Origin of the sequence: Amycolatopsis sp. NPDC001319 (assembly GCF_042896185.1) — a bacterium.
Lineage (GTDB): Bacteria > Actinomycetota > Actinomycetes > Mycobacteriales > Pseudonocardiaceae > Amycolatopsis.
The window spans coordinates 685,780-707,594 of the sequence record NZ_JBIAWY010000004.1 but is presented as its reverse complement, the minus strand read 5'-3'; the positions used below and the strand labels follow the sequence as shown (position 1 = coordinate 707,594).

The 21,815-nt window shown below is 65.5% G+C and carries 11 protein-coding genes; 5 read left to right on the top strand and 6 right to left on the bottom strand.

The features are described from left to right. Positions 1–206 precede the first annotated feature (206 nt). The 5 genes from ACFY1H_RS18235 (at position 207) to ACFY1H_RS18215 (ending at position 9,202) form a co-directional block, all read left to right on the top strand. Positions 207–593: a hypothetical protein gene (locus ACFY1H_RS18235; protein WP_386947655.1), complete on the top strand. Its 387-nt coding sequence runs from the start codon at positions 207–209 to the stop codon at positions 591–593. Positions 594–598: 5 nt separating this feature from the next. Then, positions 599–4,900, top strand: a complete 4,302-nt coding sequence (locus ACFY1H_RS18230; protein WP_386947653.1) for a hypothetical protein — start codon at positions 599–601, stop codon at positions 4,898–4,900. Positions 4,901–5,583: 683 nt separating this feature from the next. Beyond that, positions 5,584–6,072, top strand: a complete 489-nt coding sequence (locus ACFY1H_RS18225) for a hypothetical protein (protein WP_386947652.1) — start codon at positions 5,584–5,586, stop codon at positions 6,070–6,072. Then, positions 6,069–8,405 carry a hypothetical protein gene (locus ACFY1H_RS18220; protein WP_386947650.1) on the top strand — a complete coding sequence of 779 codons (2,337 nt, stop codon included), beginning with the start codon at positions 6,069–6,071 and terminating at the stop codon, positions 8,403–8,405. Before ACFY1H_RS18225 ends, ACFY1H_RS18220 begins: the two co-directional genes overlap by 4 nt. Before the next feature lie 158 nt (positions 8,406–8,563). Then, positions 8,564–9,202 (top strand): hypothetical protein, encoded by a 639-nt coding sequence (locus tag ACFY1H_RS18215; protein WP_386947648.1) that lies wholly within the window; start codon positions 8,564–8,566, stop codon positions 9,200–9,202. 122 nt (positions 9,203–9,324) lie between these two features. Here the strand turns inward: ACFY1H_RS18215 and ACFY1H_RS18210 are convergent, their stop codons facing one another. The 6 genes from ACFY1H_RS18210 to ACFY1H_RS18185 all read right to left on the bottom strand — a co-directional run bounded on the left by ACFY1H_RS18210 (position 9,325) and on the right by ACFY1H_RS18185 (position 21,731). Then, complete coding sequence (locus tag ACFY1H_RS18210) at positions 9,325–9,483, bottom strand: hypothetical protein (RefSeq protein ID WP_386947646.1); 159 nt, start codon at positions 9,481–9,483, stop codon at positions 9,325–9,327. A 707-nt stretch (positions 9,484–10,190) separates the two neighbouring features. Next, positions 10,191–10,823, bottom strand: a complete 633-nt coding sequence (locus ACFY1H_RS18205) for a site-specific integrase (RefSeq protein ID WP_386947931.1) — start codon at positions 10,821–10,823, stop codon at positions 10,191–10,193. A gap of 1,225 nt (positions 10,824–12,048) precedes the next feature. Further along, positions 12,049–13,185 (bottom strand): Dyp-type peroxidase, encoded by a 1,137-nt coding sequence (locus tag ACFY1H_RS18200; protein WP_386947644.1) that lies wholly within the window; start codon positions 13,183–13,185, stop codon positions 12,049–12,051. Positions 13,186–13,405: 220 nt separating this feature from the next. Beyond that, a complete protein-coding gene (locus ACFY1H_RS18195; RefSeq protein ID WP_386947642.1) occupies positions 13,406–13,876 on the bottom strand; it encodes a hypothetical protein in 471 nt (156 codons plus the stop codon). Between the two features lie 183 nt (positions 13,877–14,059). Further along, positions 14,060–14,356: a hypothetical protein gene (locus ACFY1H_RS18190; protein ID WP_386947640.1), complete on the bottom strand. Its 297-nt coding sequence runs from the start codon at positions 14,354–14,356 to the stop codon at positions 14,060–14,062. A gap of 109 nt (positions 14,357–14,465) precedes the next feature. Continuing rightward, entirely contained in the window at positions 14,466–21,731 is a 7,266-nt protein-coding gene (locus ACFY1H_RS18185) for an RHS repeat-associated core domain-containing protein (protein ID WP_386947638.1), read from the bottom strand. Positions 21,732–21,815 lie beyond the last annotated feature (84 nt).

Genomic DNA, 21,815 nt, shown 5'->3' with positions numbered 1-21,815 from the left:
CTCGTTGCTCAGCCGCCCGTGCACAGAGCCCTCCGTGCGCGGCAGCGAGACTGTAAACGGCTTCAAGGTCTCGTTCTCCGCTACCGTCTGGCCCAGGAGGGCCGGCAAGGTGAGCAAGAACGACTCGGCGAGACCGCTCCAAGGCTCGCGTCACAGGAGCCTGCGGCCACGAGTAACGACAACCAGGCCGCCCACGATTATTAGCCATGGATCCTGTCACCCTGGGTGCCGCCGCCGCGACGCTGCTCGTAACGAAGTTCGGCGAAGGCTTCGCTAAAGAAGCGGGTAGCTCGGCTTGGAACGGTGTCAAGCGGCTTGGCGACGCGATCGCTGCGAAGTTCAAGGGCAAGCCGGACGACGAAACCGCGCTTCAGCACGCGTTGGCGGATCCGGAGGATGCGGAACTCCGTGCCGCACTCGCCCAGCGGATCACCGCCGCGGCCGCTGCCGACGTGGGGTTCCGCTCGTCGCTCGTCGAACTCGTGGGACAAGTCCGACGTGAATCGGGTGAACAGACCGTAATCGCGCAGGCCGCCGACCACGCGAAGCAGATCAACATCGCCGGGGACAACCACGGTGGGATCACCCTCTGAACTCAATGGGTGACTTCCAGCCGCACGCCGGCGGCAACGCCAGACAGGTCAACATCGCCGGGAGCAACTACGCCCCGATCACGTTCAACGGGCCCGAACCAAGCCTGCAGGCGCGGTCGGTGATCACTGAACACCGGAAGTTGGCCATTGCCGGCGTGCGGACAACCATTGGTGATGACGCTTCCGGTGGGCCACTCGAGATCGCGTTCGCCGACCGTCGCGAGCAGCTCGCTAGAGCCCTGCTCGACGCCGGTGCTCAAGGTTCGGCTCTGCTGATATCGGGTGAGTCCGGTATCGGTAAGAGCGCCCTGACGCTATCGGCCGTCGCTGATCTTGAAGCCGTCTACCCTGCGGAGTTCGAGGCAGTGCTGATGAACTTTCGCGGCCTTCCACAGTCGAACCTGGAGCTTCGAACTGCGCTCGGGATGTCGTTGGAGGACGTGCTCGGCGAACTATCGACACCAAGTCGGGTCCTGGTTGTCGACGCCGCCGATACTGCACTGGAGCGGTCCTCCGCTCTGTTGAGCGACCTGGTGCTGGCTGCGGCTGCAGCAGGTGTCGGGTTCGCCACGGTCACGTCTGACGCGGCATCCAGCTTCGTGCAAGACCAACTGGAGCTGGGCTTCGGGAACCGCATCTCGTCCTTCAGGATGAAGCCGATGGGAGACGAGGACATTTCGACCGTCTCCAATCACTTCCCGCTTCTGCGAGCGGTTCTCAGGGATCTACCCGCGGAGTCGTTGCTGCGACGGCCTGTTGTGTTGGACCTATTGGCGCGAACAGGGTTGGAGCCCGACAGCTCACTGGGCGAGTGGGAGTGCTTGGAGCTGGTGTGGCGCAGGGTCGTTCGGGGCGACGGGCGTCAGGAAGTCGGCTCGCCGGAAGCTCGCGAACAGACACTGCTTGCGGTGGCCGCGTCGACAATACAACTGCCCGGAGACCAACGACCTGGCGCCGGCGTCGACGCTGCAGCAGTCGATGCGTTACGCCGGGACCATCTACTCGCGCCCGCGAGCCCATATCGGGACCAGCCTGATTTCGCGCACGACGAAGTCCGGAGGTATGCGATCGCCATTCTTCTGGTCCGAGGTCAGCGCCCGACCGAGTTGCTGGAAGCAGCCGGCGTGCCTCGGTGGACACTGTCGGCCGCTACGCTCGCGTGTAAGGGGCTGCTGAAAGCACCGGGTGCTCAGCCCGTTCGCCTGTGCGCCCGGCTGCTCTCGCAGTTCGAGCCACTTGCGGCAACGCACGGGGCCCGGTGGGCTGATGTCCCCGTTGAGGCGGTTCTGGAAACGTCGTTCGCGTACGAGTGCCTGAAGGCGGCGCTCGCGGATCAGTCCATTCGCCTCACGCTCGGCGACGTGGTTCGGGTGGTTCAGCAGAGACACAAGGTCAACGCGCTGGTCGACTACGCCATCTCAGCCCCCGTCGTGCAGATTCTCCTTGACGAAGAAGAGCCGTGGGACATGTCGGAGGAGTCGTTCGAGCTGCTCGCGGGCTGGTTGCAGGCGTTGACCCTGGCGGACGTACCAGCGGGAAACGAGATGCGCATCAGGCTGCGGAGCCGCCTCCTCACCTATTGGAAGTCGTTCCCTCCGAGAGACACCAGCGGCGATCTCCTACCCCACTGGATGTCCCAGCGGCCTCGACTGCGGCGTAAACTCGACTACCACCTCACCGACAAAGAGTTCGTCGAAACCTTGGCGCTGCTCGGACCAGACATCGACGAAGCTTCCGAAGCCTGTCTGCGGGCGATCGCCGACGACGCGCCGGCATTTCTGGCTCCAGCTGCGGACTCGCCTTGGAGCGCCCGGGCCTTGGCACGGAAGGACCCGGAACTGCTGGCAACATTGATGGAGGCCTACTACGTCGACGATGAACACAGCCGGCACCGCGACGAGGGCGTTCGCAGGCATCAAGGCCGCTGGACGAGTTTCGGCCCACCGTTCTTTCAGTACTGGTTCGGCGGATTCTGGCAGCTGTTCAATACCGCACCATTGCCGACATCGGTGCGAGTGCTGAACAACATTTTGAATAGTGGCGCAAGAGCGCGAGTCGATAGGCTCGCAGGGCAGACTTCGCGCGACGTATTCGCTGGGCCGATCGCCGAACCGGGCGAAGTACCTGATGCCGCGACTGAAGGCACAGCTGAACAGGGCCAAGACCGCGGTGCCTTCCTGAGCCTCGATGGCAATGCTCGCTTGTATTTGGGCGACAGCCACGTGTGGAGTTGGTATCGGGGCACATCGGTTGGCCCTTACTCGGCGATGAGCGCGCTCCAGGCAATGGAACGTCTCGCTGACAATTGGTTGAGCCAGGGTGCGTCCCCCAAGAAGGTCGTCGAGGTACTCCTGGACGGATGCCAGAATATGGCGATCCCGGGAATGCTCTTCGGTCTTCTGGTGCGTCATGTGGAGAACGTCGATACCGAACTCGACGCGTTCCTCGCCGAGCCGATCGTCTGGGAACTTGAGTTTGGTCGCCGGACGAGCGAGTACTCCGGCCTACATTCAACAACCGAAGGCCTCGCGAACCTGGAACGCCGCCAGTGGACACCACGAGAGGCGGCCGTGTGGCTGATGACTCACGGCGACGAGGCGCGCGTCGCGGCGTTGAAGAAGATCGCCGCACAGCTCGTCAAGAACGGCGCCCGGCTCGGCATTAGCCAAGAACTTACGAAGAACTGGGCCGCCAGCTTGGACTCTGATCAGTACCGAATCACGCAGGATGGTGATGAGCATTACATCGAGGTCGTTCCGCCACCTGAGATTCAAGCCGCATTAGAGACGCGCGCGGTGCATCAGGAGATCGTGCAAACCACACTGCGACTGCAGAATCGGTACTGGGGCTCAGCCAAGCACGGCTCCGATTACGTGCCCCCTTCCCCAAGAGAGATCGCCGCAGACCTGGTTGTCAGCCGTGCATTGCTCGAGTCCGATGAAGACACGACGACCTGGTCGGTGAACGCAGTGTCCCATGTCGTCCGCGCAGCGGTCGAACGAGCCGCGGCCGGCGAGATCGATGCGTTGGGCGAGGAGAGCAGCTTCGCGATCGAGTTCATTCTCGGGGTTGCATTGTCGTTCCAGGATGCGGAGGACCAACGCGACGAGGGTCAGTACTTCGACCAGGGTGCTGACCGAGCCGTGGCCCATACCCTGCCGGCTCTTCTCACATCTGCGATGGCGGCACCGCTGGAGGCTGCGGGAAGCTCCGTCGAGGGCGTTGCTGAAGCCGGCCTTGCGGTCGCGGGGAAGGCGTCACTGGAGACTCGGCTGTACCTGGCGCGCGGATGCGACGTCGTCTGGACGGCGCCGTGCCACGGCGACCCTTGCATCCACCGCATCGCATTGAATTGGTTGGTCGAGACGGCTCGCGCCGCGGAAATCGGGCTGTGGGACCAGCGCGGCCAGATGCGGCCGAGAGTCAAGATTGCCGACAACGTCGCCGACCGCCTCCAGGAGTTGGCTGGAGACTCCGTCGACTTCGCCGTGCTCGACGCAGTCATTCGCGGACTCGGCAAAGCCGCGGCCTCGGATCACTGCCGGACCGACGACGCGGCCACACAGCTCGCCACCGTTCTTGAGGTACAGCAACGTGCCATGGTTGCCCACGCAGAAGCAGTTGGGACAGCGGACGACCGAGGGACGCACTCCCTCATCGCCGCACGAGCCCTGCTCGAGAGCTTTGCGAGGAACTGCGACGTCGGACCGGTGCTCGAACACCTTGATGCCGTTCGTGTGAATGCCGATCTAATGTTGAATTTCCTTCACGGCCTCGCGGCAGCCGGGGCAGAAAATGAACGCCTGGCTGAGGCTGCCCGAAGTGTTTGGCCATCGTTGCTGCGCAGCACCCTCGGCCGCTTAGACGACGAGCCGAGCCCCTACGCGGACCACCACTGGGGAGATTGGACCACCGCTGCCCTCTTACCGGACCCGCTGCCATGGACGCAAGGCCTGTACAACGAGCTCGTTGGTGCACCCATCGACTGGGTCCGCGCCGAGGACCTCCTCGAACTGATCGACGACTGGCTACCCGTCGCCCGCGGCGAGGCCAAAGCCGTCGACGGACTCATCCGCATACTGCGGAAGCTCCCCGTGGAGGTGCAGGTCACTCGCGGCCTGCGCTGGGTATCCGACCTGTGCATCCAAAACGGCAGCGTTACTGTTAAACAGTCGTGGCTATCGAACGACTGGCTCAAGGAGATTCGCAGCGCAGCGGAGGAACTTGATCGTCTAGTCGAGTGGCAGGTACTCGTCGATTCCCTGGTCGTCGCAGGGAACGAGGGACTAGCGCCGTACAGCCGGTGATGTCTCACGGCCTTCTCGTCCGAGTTCCACGTCGACCTCAACGGCCGTACCGGCCCAAACACGGCACTCGGAGCACTGGGGAGCGCCAAGTGTCTCGTTCCGAGTAGGAGACCGAAGATCGAGAGATCGACGGCGGGAACGACCAGGGGTGCGAGCCCTGCCAGAGCGCCGAGCCGAAGGGCGAGGTGAGTACGTTCCCGAACCCGAAGAGGCAGGTTCAGGCCGACGTTGTGCCCATGATGGCCGTCACCGTGAAAATGACCACCGTGCTCTCGACTTCGGCGACTTCTGCCACTGTGAGAACTCCATGATCAGCGTGTAGGGCTAGCCAGCCTAGCGTCCGCCCAGTACCGCTTGGCATGACAATCCCTTGCCACATCACCGCCAACTTACTGACAATCAGTCAACGGCCGCTCTGGCAAGAACACGGCGCGCCGCAACGAGCCCGCGCCCGAAAACCGACGGGTGGCAAGCAGCCTCGAACAGTGCGTTCAGCCACAAGTCAGATACACAATTGATCTAAATTTAGGGAAGAACGCTCCGTCCGAGTGGAAACACAGACAGCTACTCGCCTAAGCGCCTGTTGCTGTGCAACCTTGTCGGAGCCGACGGTAATCGCCGGCCAACCTGCGAGCGGCATTGTCGCGTCCCGCATATCAGCGTCTGTGTCCTGGGAGAGTCTCGTGTCTGACCCCTTCACGCTGGCCACCGTCAGCGCCACTGTGCTTCCCCAGCTGGTGAAGTTTGTGTTCGAGCAAGCGGGGAAAGTAATGGAAAAGCGTCGGTCAGCGACGTCAGCCGAGGCGTCTGCGACGACCGGCGGTCCGGGGACAGTCGCACTCGCCGAGTTGGAGCGATCCGCTCAGGTTCTGCGCAAGTACGCCGTCGACGGCGCGCAAACGCACACCACGGACCGGGAACTGCTCGACGCCCTCGGCTCTGCCTGCCAGCACATCGAGTCGTTGACCGGCAAGCCTGTCGATCTTGCTACAGGTCTCAAGCAGCGCGGGGTCCACGTCGAGATCGAAGACGACGACATTGGCGGGCTCGCGACCGCCGTCAAAGCGACCGCAATCACCGACAAAGCCAACGTTAGCGTCAAGTTCCGCGGCAATATCATCCGCCCAGGTGGAGGGTTTACCGCAGTCGAGATCGACGGGCCGATCGGATGAGCTACCCGCACGAGCACGGCGACAGGGCAGTCAGCGGTGAATCGAGCCCGTTTGAGCCGCATGCCAGCCAAGGGTTCGAAACGCACCAGGAGACGCCGGTGCCGCCGCGCCCCGCGGCCGAGGATTTTTCGGCGTGGCAGCAAGCGACCGAGACGGCCACGCCCGTCCCGCAGGAGACGCCGGTGTCGCCGAGCGCCGACGGCGCAGCCGGGGTTCACAACACCTTCGCCGGGAACATCGTCGTCGGCGGCGAGCTGAACGGCGTCAAAGTCGTCAACGAGGTGCAGGCAGCACTGGAACATCTTGACGCTGACGACGCCTACCTCGGCCTGACCCTGCAGTTGTTCGCCCCACCCGACGGGTTCAACAACACCTACTCGCGCTGGCGTGACGGGCGTCGGCTACTCGTGCTTGCGCGCCAGCCTGGCACCGGCCGCACCATGATCGCTCACGCGCTGCTCGCCACGATCCGCGAAGAAAGCCAGCAGCAAGTCAATGTCGGCGCGCTGCACTTCGGCGGCGGCGAAACCTTCCCGATCGACCGCCTGCCTGCCGGTCACCGCCACTGGGCCTACGTCGTCGAAGTCCCGCCGGACGAAGAAGGCTTCACGCTTCGCTCACGATTGTTCCGCATGACGCTCACCCAGCTTCAGGCCGAGCTCGAGCGCCGCGAATCTTGGCTGATCTTTCTGATGAGCCCTGAGCAGTGGACTGACTGCGTCGACGAGACCGTTTCGAGTTTGAAAGGCGAGATTGGCGACGCGGTGCCGACGGAGATCGTGCGCAAAGCACTCGCCGTCCACGAGTCCGGGCTGAATGTGGACAACTGGCTCAGGCCCCAAGAGATCAAGGACCTACTCGCCGGCCAGCCGCCCGCTGAAGTGCTCGACATCGTCGAGTTGATCCGCTCAGCAGCCCACGCGCACCCAGACCATCTGGTCGATCTTCCGGACAACGAGCAAGACGCCGAGCACGCGGACCTCGTAGACGGCCATGACCGCTGGTTCGCGAGGCGGGTCCGCACCGTCGTGGAAGCCAGAAGGAACTGGCGCAAGCAGCTGCTGTCCTGGCACCGCAACCGCGAACGGACAAGCCTGCAGCGCAGCTTTCTGCTCGCCGCGGCAGCGCTGCCGACCGCGCCTGGAGCCTACGTCTACGCTCTAGCCAGCAAACTGGAGAGCAAACTCAGTGGCGAATCCCAACCAGAGCTCGCTGCCCTCAGCGCGCCCGGCATCATCGAACTCGTCGACGCTGTCGAGGCGGACCTCTCCGACGACGACACCGTTGTGTTCCGACACGACGGCTGGGATGACGCCGCACTGCACTACTTCTGGACCGACCGGCCCTTCTCTCGCGAGACCTTCCTCAACTGGCTCGCCGCCGCGCCAATAGAAACACATCGCAGGACGTTCGACTCGCTCACCAGCTCCCAGCAGCAGGAGCTGTCCACACGTATCGCACGATTCGCCGTGCACTGGGCCACCCGCCAGCAACGCCCAGAACCGCTCGCCGAACTCGCAGGCACCTGGCACGGCACGGCCCTATGGCCGGTGTTCATAGCCGCGCTCGACGAGGCCGCCACCCAGTCAAGTACACATCGCTACATCCACACCATGCTCCTGAAATGGGCCACCAGGAAAGACGACCTTCCGTTGTGGCGAGCGGTCGCGGAAGTCTGCGGCCTCGAATTCGGTCGCCGGCACACCGGCAAAGCGCTCCGGCGGCTCAAACACGTCGCCACCGTCGCTGACCCGGAGATCGAACAAGCCGTCCAACGCAGCGTGCTCACCCTCTGGCGGGACAAATCGGTCCGGGAAACACTATTCACGACGGTCATCGGCTGGTGCGCGAACCCTGCCACCATCCCGGTCGCCTACCGTTCATTCGGCGCGCTCGCCGCCGAGATCGACCCGGACGAGAACGTCCCGATGATCCTGACACGCCGCGACAAAGCTGGCTTCACCCCGTCAGCCTCGGACCTGGCCGCGGGATGGTCGGTCCTGCTGTCCCCGCCCGCCAGCAAAGACGCCGAGCAGATCGTCATCACGACGGTGCACCAATGGCTTGACGTCACCTTGCTGCGACGCGACGTACGAGACGACGTTCTCGAGTTGTTCCGGCACGCCGTGGACCGACCCGAAGAACCCGGCACCGTCTCACCGCGCGAACGACTCCGGCACTACCTGTTCACCTGGTCCGAGACCGGCGACGGGAACGACAGCACCGAACGTAACGAAATCCACTTGCGCCTGACCAAACTCCTCGACCGCGACTTCGCTCGCCGGCTCACCGGCGGCGCCGAGTCACCAGCGGGAACGGATCAGGTCGCATGAGATGGGGAACCAGGCGCTGGGGCAGCATGCAGGACCATGTGTGCCGCGGCCACTACCCGAGCGCAGACGAGGGCATCGGGTTCACCGTCGTGCTGACCGTACGCGCACGCGTAGCCCCACGTCGCGGACAGTCCCCGCCAGATCCACTCGCTCTGGTCGTGCCGGAAGCCGATCCGATCATCCGCGCCAAGACCCGCGACAGCAGCGTGCTCCACTGCAACACCGTGCACCACACGATATGCGGCCAGCTCGCCGGCCTGACCTCGCTGTCCACTAGCCGCATCCACATTCACGACGTCTTCGCACAGGTCAAGCTGGAACAGGACGCCGCCGCGCGCGCCCGCGAACTCGCGCGTATGCGCCACGAACTCGCGCTCGACGAGCTCGCTCGACGGCAAGCGCGCGCTCGCGCCCATTTCATCCGGGACGAATGCCTCGCTGATCCGGCGACCGCCCGCATCTACACGCTGCTCGAAAAATCATCGCGGCTCGGAGACCTGTCCCAGACGCTCCGCGATGACCTCATCTCCGAGGTCGCGCAATGGCATAAACCCGCGCGGCCAGTCCTGATCGCACAAGAGATCAGCGCCTTCTTCGCCCGCCTGACCCCCGAGCAAGCCTACGGAGTCGTCGATCACGTGTGTACCGCGATGCGGGGCTACGGAGCACCCGAACAAGCAGACCGCCTGAGAAACCTCAACACCCCGCCCGGCATGTCCGCGCTCGACGCCGCCGCGCAGGCTGACCTGTCTCACGCCGCCACAAGCACTCAGTCGACCACCAGAACAACCGAGTAGGCAACCAGCCCGGCGACCAGGCCCAGACTACGCGGCCTGCAACGCCGGCCGAGTCTCGTCGCGATCACCCACGTGAGGAAAGGGCTGCCCCGAGTTTCGTTGACACCGCGGATTGGGTGTTTTCAGGCCGCTGCTGCGGTGGCGTCGTACCCGGTGTTTCGACCAGCTCGCCAGCGCTGTTCGATGATGGGGTCGATGGACAACTCGACGTCCAGGACCAGCCGGGCGAGGTAGACCGTCCGCTCGTCGACCTGCGGGTCCCGCCGGTAGTCCCGGCGCACGCAGTCCAACACTAGTTCCGGTGCGGCCCGGCTCCGCGACGTTTAACGCCAACGTCACCACACTCGACGCCAACAACAGCCGCCGAGCCGGCCGAATCACCTCAACAGGGGCGCCCCGCAGCGACAGAGACCGAATCGCGACCAGCAGCCCGACCACCGACAGATCGACTGCTGGCGCCACCAGCGGCGCGACCCAGACCGGCACTCCCAGCCGAAGCACCAAAGTGCGCACGTTCCCGAAACCGAAGAGGAAGGTCAGAGCCACGATGATCCCCACGATCAGCGTGACCGCCGAGAGCACCGGATCGCGTCCCTCGCTCGGGCTCAACACAGCAACCAACCTCCCCGCGGCAGCCCCCACCCGGACCCGCGTCTGCCGCCATTGACCTGCACGGATACCTCGACAGAATCCGGCAGGCGCGAGCCCGAGAAGAGCCCGAGAGGTCGCGCACACGACGACAGAAGGCGGTATAGTCCGATACAGGTGATGGCCGGTGACCAGCCGAAAAGGTCTTGTCCGGCATCACTCGGCACCATCCGACACGTTAAAAAGCGATCTCGTAACCAGCGGGTTCGGGGTTCGAGTCCCTGATGGCGCACTTTCAGAAGACGAAACCCACTAGCAGTTTCCCCGATTTTCGGGGTTGTCGCTGGTGGGCTTTGATCTTGTGTGCAGCCCGCGTGCAGCCGACGTGTCGCCTGGTCAGTCACCGACCGCGACGAGCCGCGCCCGCGGCGACCCACTGCGTTGGCGGGGCACCACTGCCTCGTGGATCCGGGCCCCACGGGGATAGCCCGCCCTCCGGACGAGCGCCGCTGTCGCATCGGCAGCCTGCTGCGCCAGGCACGGCAGCACGCTGGTGCAGGTGTCCGCAGTAAGCACGATGCTGGAGTGCCAGGGCCTGCACCACCCGCAGCTCGTCACCCGCCGCGAGCGACAGGGTCGCCGCGCCGTGCCGAAGGTCGTGGAACCTGATCGGCGGTAGACCTGCCTCCGAGACCAACGTGCGGAAGGTACGTGACACGTAACTCGGGCTCCACGGTCGACCTCGGTCATGAGAGAAGACCCAATCACCGGTTGGATCCCGCCGGGCGAGCCGGCGCAGCAAGGCAGCCGTTCCCCGGTCCAACGCGACCACGCGGCAGCTGGCATCGGTCTTCGGCAGACAGACGCCGCGGCCGTCCCGCGCGACCACCTGCCGCACCACCGACAGCGTCCGGCGGGCCAGGTCGACATCGCACCACCGCAAGCCGACCACTTCTCCACGCCGCAGCCCCAGCAGAGCTGCCACGTGAAAGAGCGCGTACAGCTGGTGATCACGGACCCGCTCGAGAAACATCGCGGTCTGCTCCGCCGTCCACACCGCGACCAGAGGACGTTCCCCCGGTCCTGCGCCACAGCTCGACCCGGGCATCGGTCCATACCACGGCGCGAGGCCGACGCGCCGATGGCAACTCCACCCAACGAGCCGGGTTGTGTGTGATCAATCCACGCCGGATCGCACCATTGAGCGCAACCCGCAACACTTCACGAATCCGCTGCAGCGTCGTCGCCGACAACGGGCGAGACCGCGTCGCGTTCGCCCGCACCAACGCCGTGAACGCCGCCTGCACCTTGCCGACAGACAGTTCCGACAATGCGAGCCCACCCACCCGCGGCTGCAAATAGTCCCGGATCAGCTGCCGATACAGCCCTCGTGTCGACGCCCGCAGCGTGTTCCTCGTCGCTAACCACACGTCCAACCACTGCCCCACCGTCACCAACGCCCGACCAGGATCCACATCGTCGCCAAGCCAGAACCCCCGCGCACGCTCCGCAGCGGCCCGTGACACAAACCCACCGCGCTGCAAACGACGACGACCACCATCCCGGCCAGCAGCCAGCTCGACCGTGAAATACCACCGCCCGTGGCCACGCTCACCCAGCCTCGGACAATGCAAACCCCACCGACGACCATCCGCCGGATTGACGCACCCACACCGCTTGAACACCCGCCCACCGGGCCGCTTCGCCATAACGCCTCCATCTACGGGAAAGTCCGCCCCACGAAGGATGCGCGGGCTCGCATGAACGCTCCAGCCTTCGAAGGCCCCGGAGAGCTGTCATCTCGACCTCGACGGCCGATCAGCTTGTTTGAGCCATCAGCCTTGTAGACGCCCATAGCGCCAGCGAAGCTGTTTCACCCGGGGACGTCTCGACCGGGGGATCCGCGAGCCGCCAACCTCGCCGGCGGACGCTTGTGCGGCAACTTGTGCAGCGCTCATACACGGGCCTGCGGAAGCCGTCTCGACCGCTCTCCGGGCCTCCAGTCCGCCGTTGAGCCGCTCGGCGGCCAACACCAACACTGACGACGGCAAGCGGCGACCATCACCTGAAGCGCGCTCCCATCGGCGCCGAGCCGATGTTGGCCACCAGCGACAAACAGATCCCGAACATGAACGCCGGCCACGCCATCCAGCGGCTCTCCGGCCGCGCTCATTGGCTCTTCCGCAGCTCGACCGTTGCGATCGTCAGCGTTTCTTGATCGTGAAGTTCGGGGCGGCACCGGTACCGGCTGTTCCGTGTCAGACCGCAGCGTCCAAGAGTGACTTTCCCAGGTACTGGCCACGGGACCGGTCGGCGCCGGGAAGCACGAAGTAGTAGCCGCCTCCGAAGGGGAGGGTGTATTTGTCCAGGGCTTGGCCACTGAGACGCCGCTGAACGGTGGCGAAGCCGCGCTCGAGGTCTTGCTGGAAGCAGACGAAGATCAGACCCTCGTCGCGGTCGGTGCCGGCGCGGCGGTAAGAGTAGCCGCGGCGGAGGATACGGTTGGGTTCGGTGCCGGGGGTCCGGGGGTTGGCCCGGCGGATGTGGGCGTCGAGGGCGATCATCTGACCGGTGGTGTCGCCGCTGTAGTCGAAGGCGGTCGTCTCCCCTGCCCGGCCGAGGGGAGAACCATCAGGCTTGCGTCGGCCGATGACGGCTTCCTGGCGTGCGAGGGGTTCAGCGTCCCAGAGGGTGGGTGCGAATCGGATGAGTCGTACCACCTGATAGCTCCCGCCTGTCGCCCAGGCCGGCTCGTCGCTGCCCGGCTGGACCCACACAAGCTGGTCCATCAGGCTCTCGTCACGAGGGTCGGGGTTGCCCACACCTTCCCGGAAGCCGAAAAGGTCCCGCGTGGACGGCCGGCCGTCCGCCGTGGCCGAGTTCTCGTCGCGGAAGCCGTCGATGGTCCAGCGCTGGGTCAGGCTGCCGCCTGCGGTCTTGACCATTTCCTGCATCGTGGCCCGGGCTTGCCGAGCATCGGCGGCGCAGACCTGCAACAGCAGGTCTCCGCCGCAGTAGGCGGGGTCGAGGACGTCGTTGGGGAAGCTCGGCATGTTGCGCAGACGGCGGGGTTTGAGATTTTGGAGGCCGAACCTGTCGTCGAACAACGAGGCTCCGACCGCGACAGTCGCCTCGGCCGGTCCGACCGCCACCACACCGAGCTGCCGGAGCAGCGTACGGACGCCGCCACGATCCACACCACGCACGTCAAACGCCGACACGACGACCGATTTCGGTGGTGCGGTAGTCACGCCCGCCTGACCGACCGCCACTGGTTGCGACGGACCCCGCTCCTCGGTGACCGGCTCGGCAGCGCACGCAGCGGTCGACGTCGCCAGAAGCACTGCCTGGAAGACGCTCCTTCGACGAAGTTCACCGTGACGCCGCTCCTGCACAAGTCACACCTTTCAAGAGAACCGCATGGCATCGAGATTAATCACAAGCGACTCTGCGTCAGTCAAAACTATGGGAATTTCTTCGACGTCTACATCATCAGCGGATCCATCACTGCACCGCCGTAATCGTCGAAAAAACCTGGAGTCTCGCCCATAAACTTCAGCATTCTTCCCTCGCGCACGCGTACAACTTCTCTCTTCTTCCCGACCCAGGTTTAGCTCATAGCGCGCCCGGCTCGATGAACTCCAGGATATTGGCGGAAAATAGTTCACCACAGGCTGGGCATACTTCTTGGTATGCGTGCGCGCGCGAGCGTGTCACACCGTCAGAAAACAGTACCGGAGTCGAGTCCAGGGTCACCACCCGCAGCGATTCCCCGCACGCCCGATGCCCCATCCCGTGAGCTTCGCCCACGACAGCACCAGCGAAGTCAGCCTCAGTTGCGGTGCCCGCGGACACGCGCTCATCAAGCGCGACGAGATCGCTCCCGTCGCTCCAATTCAGGTAGAAGCAAAAGAGCGGCCAGTTCGGCCGGAGCCTCACCAGAATGCGACGCATGCGTGGATGGTCCGCGAGCAAACAGTCCTCCGGCTCGTCGAAGTTGACGATCGGCTCGTCAGCCTGGATCAGCTGACCCGCCGGGAAGTAACGAACCTCCCACCGACGAAACATGACGGTCAGTCCGTCCACGGCTCCACCTCGACCACGTGGGGAATCAGAACCTCACTCTCGCCCGCGCCGGGCAGGCTCTACTAGATCCCCTCACCCGAACAAACATGGCGTAGTTTGTGAACCTGACATTCATTTCTGATACCCCCGAACTAAAACATGACCACCAACGCAGCCCGTCGCTCGACCGAGCAAAATTCAACCCTACCCAAGCGCTGCCCAGTCGAAGACGTACCTATTATCACTCTTGACAAATCGGACTCGGATTTCCGGCACAGGGAATCCGAACTCGTCTGCCGCCCAGCCGATGAACGCAGCACGAATACCGTCCGACTGAAAATCTGTTTCCACATATTCCAAACGCGTCAGAACAATCGAGCAGTCCGCATCCTGACTATTCACCACTGAACGCTTGACATACTCGAGCGCTTTGCGCATTTCCGCCACCTCGAAATCTGCCAGCGTGCGCTGCAGCAGCGAGCTCAGACTCAGATCACCCACTCGGGCAATGGGGAACCCCTCGCTTGTACCCCGCTCCCCACGTCGCGCGGACAGCCAGACCTTTACACCCCACGACGATTTGATTACCCCAAACTCGTAATCATGCTCTTCACTGAATGTCAAACCACAACTCCCCGAAGATGCCCGACGAGAAGTAGTGCTCCGTTCCACGCGCCGTGGGGCGAGAAATATACTCCAGCCCGTGATCGCTATTTCCGCCCCACAGCAAGCTGTTTCTACTCATGAAGTCACCTGCCTCCTCATCCGTCATTGAAGAAACGTGAGCCTGGTTCAAGAAATCCAGCACGTCCTCGCCCACACTGAAGCCGAGAATTTGAGATCCTACCTTGTTGACAGCATACGCCAGAGCCTCAGCCTCACTTCCCCAGGAGTACACACCGGGACCGAAATGTGCACGATTCGGAGCCGTGGGCCACGGCTCCCCGCCCGCGGCAAGTCTCGCCGCGTCCTCAGGGCCCTGCACCGTATAGAAGTGACGTCTCGCTCCCGAGTCCTGAGGCTTGGTGCCCAGCGGGTCGACGAGGTTCGTCGGCTTGTTGCCGACGTAGCTGTAGAAGTCGGTGTCGCCGGAGGCGAAGCCGAGGGGGTCTTGGCTGAGGAAGCGCTGGTCGTTCGGGGAGTAGTAGCGGGCGCGGTTGTAGTACAGGCCGGTGCCGTCGTCGTCGCGGCCGGCGAAGCGCGTCGGGTTGCCAGCGTCGGTGCCGGTGAGGGTGGTGGCGCCGAAGGGTTGGTAGGTGTACTCGCCGGTGATGGCGCCGTTCCCGTCGGCGACGGCGATAGCGCTGCCGAGGCGGTCGGTGAGCAGGGATTGGGTGGCGCTGCCGGTGGTGCGGGCGAGAACCTGGTCCAGGCCGCCGGTGAGGGTCGTCGCGGTGACGGTGGTGCCGGAGAGTTCGGCGGCGGTGTCGAGGCCGTCGTAGAGATAGCTCTTGGTGGCGCCGCTCGCGGTTTTGGTGGTGCGGCGTCCGAGGCCGTCGTAGCCGTAGCCGGTGGTCTGGCCGGATTTGGCCGATGACGTCAGCTGACCGCGCGCGTCCCAGGTGTAGGTGGTGGTGCCGTCTGAGGTGAGGTTGCCGGCTTGGTCGTAGGTGTAGGTCGTGCCGGCCAGTGTGGTGAGCTGGTTGGTGTCGTCGTAGGTCGCGGGGCCGTAGTCGGCGGGGATGCCGGCGCGGGCGTAGCTGCCGCCGACGTGCAGTGGTTGGCCGGCGAGGTCGTAGGTGTAGGTGAGGTTGCCGAGTGCAGTGGTACCTCGGCTGTAGGCGATCGAGGTGAGTTGATCGCCGATGTCGTAGCTGTAGGTCTGGACGATGCCGTCAGGCAGCGTGACGGTTCCGCGGCGACCCGCGCCGTCGTAGCCGATGACGGTCGAGGTGCTGCCCTGGCCGAGGCTGGTGAGCCGTCCCGCGTCGTCGTAGCCGTAGATGGTCTGTGGCTGCGCGGCGACGGTCATTGTCTTGCGCCTGCCGGCGGTGTCGTAGGTGTAGCCGACTTGCCCCTGCGGGGTGGTGGTGTGGTCGAGCTGGTCGAGGTCGTTCGGCGCGAACGTCGTGGTGCCGGTGAGGGAATCGGCGACGGACGTCAGCCGGTTGGCGGCGTCGTAGCCGTAGGTGGCCTGGCTTTCGGCGCCGGCCTGGGTGACGCCGTAGCGGACGGTCGTCGCGCGGTCGAGGACGTCGTGGTCGATCGTGGTGGTCTTGCCGCGGGCGTCGGTCGTCGTGGACAGGTTGCCGTTGGCGTCGTAGCCGTAGGTCGTCTTGCGGCCGAGGGGGTCGGTCAGTGAGGTGACCCGGTCCATCGGGTCGTACTCGTACGTCGTGGTGTGCGAGCGCGGGTCGGTGACCGTTTTGAGGTTGCCGTTCGGGTCGTAGCCGAAGGATGTCGTGCGGCCCAGCGGGTCAGTGACCGACGCGACGTGGTCCTGCTCGTCGTAGGCCACCGCGGTGGCCGAGCCGGTCGGGTCGCGGCTACCGGTGACCCGGCCCAGGCTGTCGAGAGTCTGCTTCGACGTGCGGCCCAGGGCATCGGTCACGGTGGTGAGCTCGCCGAGGGTGTAGTCGTAGGTTGTGGTGTGACCCAGGTTGTCGGTGACCTTGCCGACTTGGCCGCTTTCGGCGACGTCGAACGTCGTGGTGCGAGATGTCGGGTCGGTGACGCTGTGCAGTGCTCCGTCAGGCCAGTAGCTGTACCCGGTTGCCTTACCGGCCCAGTCCGTCGATGTGCTGATCTGGTCGAACGGTCCGTCGCGGGTGAACGTCGCGGTGCGAGCGCCGGTAGTGCCGGCGAGTTGGGTGACGCTGGTGACGTTGCCGAACGCGTCGTGCCCGAGGTCGGTCTTACGTCCGAGGGCGTCGGTGACGCTGGTGACGACGTTGCTCGCCGGGTCGCGGACGATGGTCGTCGTCTGGGCCTGCGCGGTGCCGAACGCGGACGTGTCGCTGGTGGCGAACCCTGCGGTGTTGAACGTGAGGCGGCGGACGTTGCCGCGAGGGTCGGTCAGCCGCGTCTCGGTGACGTTGCCCGAGGTGTCGGTGGTGTAGTCGATCTTGAAGAACGTGCCGTCTGCGTTGGTCTGCTTGGCGACCCTGCCGACGGTGTCGTAGGTGTTGGTGGAGTAGACGGAGCCGCGCGCGTCCTGGGTCGTCGCGAGCCGACCCGAGCTGTCGTAGCTGTAGGTGGTGGTCCCGCCGGCCGCGTCGATGTAGGTCGACAGGTGACCGGAGGCGTCGTAGCCGTAGGACACGGAGCGGCCGGTGTTGTCGTTGATCCGCGAGACCTGGTGGTCGCCCGCGTACGCGAGGTTGAACCACTTGCCGCTGGGTGACGTGATCTGCGTGATCGGGCCCTTCGCGCGGATGACGCCGTCGGGGTCGGCGGGTGCAGGGGCGCGGTTGATCGTGATGGTGTTGCCGTAGCGGTCGCGGATCGCTTGGAGCGGCGCTTCTTCGCCGAAGACGTAGGTGGTGCCGTCGCGGAGGCGGACGTCGAAGCCGTTGCCGTTCCAGGCCATGATCGAGCCGTTGAACTTCGTCGGCGTCGGGTCGGCGGCGAACACTGCGTCGACGTAGTCAGTCGGCCCGGTGCCGCCCGGGGTGATCCGGTGGTACCGCACTCGTCCGCCGTCGGGCAGGATCAGCTGCCCGTCGATCCACTGCTGGGCGGAGTACAGGTAGGTGTTGTAGTCGAAGCTGCTGCCCACGCCGAATGTGCGCGGCGCGCTGTCCGCTTGCTGGTAGGTGCGGGTGATCGAGATCGGCAGGGTGTCGTCGAGCGCGAGGTCGGTGTGCGTGCCGGTGAGCAGGCCGGTCGCGAGGTCGACGGGGTCCGCCGCGCTCACGACACCGCCCGGCTTGGACGCGACCTGCGGCGGCGGTGCGGTGCCGGGCTCGATCAGCATCGCACCGGTGAACTGGTAGACCTCGGTGCCGGCGTCGGGGACGACCTGCTTGCGGTCCGAGGTGACCTTGCCGTGGCCGTAGACGAACCAGCCGCGACCTGCCGGGTCGTAGTGCCAGAAATCCATGACCGTGCCCGGCACGGCGTTGGTGTAGTTCGGGTACACCACGCGCGCCCCGGTCGGGAACACGTAGGCGCTGCCTGGCTGCACCGTGAAGTACACGGGCACGTGCGAATTGGGCAGCGGGAACGGCGGCCGGTCCACCGGAATCGCGGTGATCCCCAACTGCGTCACCGGTTTCCCCGCCACGTCGCGGACAACCGCACCGGCAGGCAGGTGCACCTCCAGACCGGGAATGGCCGGGTTCGTCACCACCACCTCGCCCGCGGTCGGCGATGCGAACTTGACGGTGTGCGCGGTGTCCAGCGCGGTCAGCCAGATCGGATACGGCAGCGCGGTGGTCTTTCCCGCGACGAGATCGACCCCGATGTCATACAGCCCGAAGGACGCCTTGGCCGTACTGGCGGTTGCCCCGTCGACTCGCAGGACGCGATGGCCCGCCCCGACGCCGGCCAGCAAGAACCGACCGGTGGCATCGCTTGTGGCGTGCGCGCTGTCGACGGTCACGGTGACACCGGGCAAACCCTTGCCGTCGAGGGTTTGCACTCGTCCTGCCAGCGCGGTGGTTCCGGTCTTGGCGGTAAGAGCTGGTAGCTGACCCGACGTCGTCACGGCGCGATGGGTCGCCCAGTCCTTGCCGGACAGGTTCGCGCGGTCCGGTGTCCACGTCGGGCCACCGGCCTCCGACACGGGTGTCGGCTGCTCGAAGCCCGAGGGAACACCCGCGGGCAGGTGCGGCATCTCGTCCGCGTTGGACCGCAGCAACTGCACACCGAACATAGGAGACGGCTCGCTGAGCGGCGCGGTGGGAGCACGCGGCTGCGCCGCGGAACGCGCCGCGGCCGCAGCGGTCGTGAGAACCACGGTCGCGGTTCCCGTGGTGGAGTACGGACCCAGCACGATCTCGTACGAGCCGGTCACCGGCAACGCAGGCAAGCTGATCGTCGCCGCACCCTGTCCGCTCGCCAGGACCGTACCGTCCGGTTTGGACACGATGTAGTACGGGTAGAACGGCAGAGTTCCGCCCGTGATGTTCAGGGACAGACGCTGGCCCGCGGTGGCCGCGTAGTGGACCCGGGTCTCCTGGCCCGCACGGGAGAAGGAAAGTGTTCTCGGAACGTTGAGCTGCAGCGTGCCCGCGTCCAGCTGCTCCGACAGCGTGGCGACCACGGAGCCCGTCGCGAACTCCGCCGGGGCGACGACGATCCGGTAGTTGCCGGCCGTCGGCGCGACAAACGACGTGGACCCGTTCTGCGCGACGTTGCTGTCGGACACGGTCAGACCGGTCGGACCGAGTACACGCACCCGCAGAGACGTCCCGCTGGGGAACGTCGGAGCAGTCAGCCCGAGGTCGAGTCGCTGGCCGGCCGTCGCGGTGAACGAGGTTTCGGCGAACTGCGCTCGCTGAGCGACGGTCAACGTCTTCGTCGCACCACCGACCGCGATCGCGCCGGCGTCAACGCGCTGAGCCAGCGTCATCTGGGTCGAGCCCGTTTCACCGAACGGGTACAGCACGACCTGATATGTCCCGGTCGCCGGCAACGGATCCAGGTCGAGCTGGCTCTCAGTGACGTTGTCGTCGTGCAGCACCGTGTTGTCCGGCTTGACAACCTGCAACCGAAAGACGTGGGCGAAGGTCGCGTTGCCGAACAGAAAGCTCAGCCGCTGCCCGGCCGTGCCGGACACCGTGAACCGAGTGCTCTGTCCCGCTCGCGGCGAGCTGACCTGTTTCGTGTCCCCCACCGCGAAGGCGCCACCGGCCTGCTCGTTCGACAGCGTGACGGCGACCGACCCGGTGCTCGTCGCGTCATTGACCGACAGCTCCAGCCGGTAGGTCGCGGTGGTTGTCGGGGTGAAGAAGAACGAACTCAGCGAACCGACGGTGGTCCGGAACAGCACCACACCATCAGGGCCGACGACCTGTGCCCACAGCGTCGAGGACGCCGGCAGCGTCCAGCCCGAGAAGGCGAGCGAGACGGTCTGCCGGGCGGTGACCGGGAAAGAGGACACGGTGGTGTGGCCTGGCTGCGCAAGCGACACGGTCGTGGCGGTCCCGGTGGCGCTCAAGGAGCCGGCGGTCTGCAGCGTCGTGACCCGCAGCCGGAACACTCCCGCACTGGAGAAGGTGTCGACGGTGATCGTGTACGTGCCGGTGACCGGGAGCGCCGGGACTTCCCAGTGATAGGTCCCGGCGATGCCGGAAGTGACCACCGAGCCGTCAGGCGCGGTGACAGTGACGAAGGGGGCGTAAGCGAAGGTGTAGCCGGTGAAGTCGAGGCTCAGGGTGCTGCCCGCGGTGCCAGCGTAGGAAAGTCTCGCGTCCTGGCCGGGGCGGTCGACCTGCACCGTTTTGTCCACGCCAGCGGTGATCGCGCCCGACTCGAGAGCGGTGGACTCGGTGACGGTGATCGAACCGGTGCTCTGGTCGCTCGACCCGAACACCAGCGAATAGTCGCCGGTCTCAGAGGGGGTGAAGTCGATGTTTCCGTTGCCGTCGAGGCGAACCTGGCCGTGGGTCTGGGCCTCGGTCTCGGTCTGCGACAACTTCAGCGCGACGCCATGAGGCTCCAACAAAGAAGCGGTCGCCAACGTCCCCGCGGCGAACGTCGAACCGCTGAAGCCGAGGTCGAGATGCTGGCTGGCCACGGCGGAGAACGTGAGCTCGGCCTGCTGACCGGGCTTCGCCAACGCCACCTGAGTCCCGGCACCCGTCGGGTTCAGTTTGCCGGTGACTCGACTGGAGAGCGTCGCAGTGACGGAGCCGGAGCCATTCGCAGGCGGAGTCAGCGCGATCTGATAGACGCCAGTGCTCGGCAGCGGCGGGAGCTCGTAGCCGCCTTTGAGGGAGGAGAACGCCCAGAAATTGTTGTATTGCGCGCGGGCGAACTTGCCGCCATAGGGCGAGAACGCGCCGACACCGAAGTCGGTGGCGAAGGTCGACCCTGTGAGTCCGAGGGTGAGCCGCTGGTCCTTCATGCCGGCGAAGCGCAGCAACGCGACTTTGCCCGCGGTGGAAATGGTGACGACCGAAGGAGCACCGTCGACGGCCAGTTTCGGTGCCGTCGCCACGTTCGCGGCGGGGAGCCCGCTGGGGGCGACCACGACGTCGTCGGCGCTGCTTCCGACCCCGCCCGGCGTCTCGACCGTGACGAGGCCAGGTGCCGCATAATCCGGAAGTTCCACCGAAAGCGACGTCGAACTGGCGCTCTTCACCGTGGCACGGACCGCGCCGACGGAGACGATGTCGTTAGCGGTGGTGGTGTCGAAGCCGGATCCGTTGATCGTGAGCGTCGAGCCACCGGCGACTATTGACGGGGAGAAGCCCGTGACAGTCGGCGCGGGCGTCGGCGGGTCAACGGTGAATGGTTGTTGGCTTGTCGCCGAACCCGCGGAGGTCGTGACCGTGACCATCCCGCTCGCCGCAGCGGCCGGGACAGTGACCGTCAGGGACGTCGGGCTCGCCGCCGTCACCGTGGCGGCTTTGCCGTTGAACGAAACGGAGGTGCCCGTCGTGGTGAAGCCCGTGCCGGACACCGTGACCGCCGCGCCAGCCGGAGCATGCGCCGGAACGAGGCTGGTGATCGAGACCGTCGACGACGCGTAGTGGTCGATCGAGGTCAGGTTGCCGGAGGCGTCGTAGTTGTAGCGCCCGGCCTGGCCGCCGGTCCCGGTCTGGGCCACGCCCTTCAGCCGTCCCGCGGCATCGTAGGAATAGTCGACCGGGTTCGACGGCAACGCTGCCACTGCCCGTGGCGCGGCTTCAACAGCTTGGCCGGCCGGGCCCTGTGCTCCGGTCACCACCAGCGCGGCTGCCAGACCCATGACGAGCGCACGACGCACAGCCGACACGATCCCCCCAAGAAAACGCGAAATGAACCGATTCTGAATTATCGGAAACGACATCGGGAAACTGAGCTCGAAGCC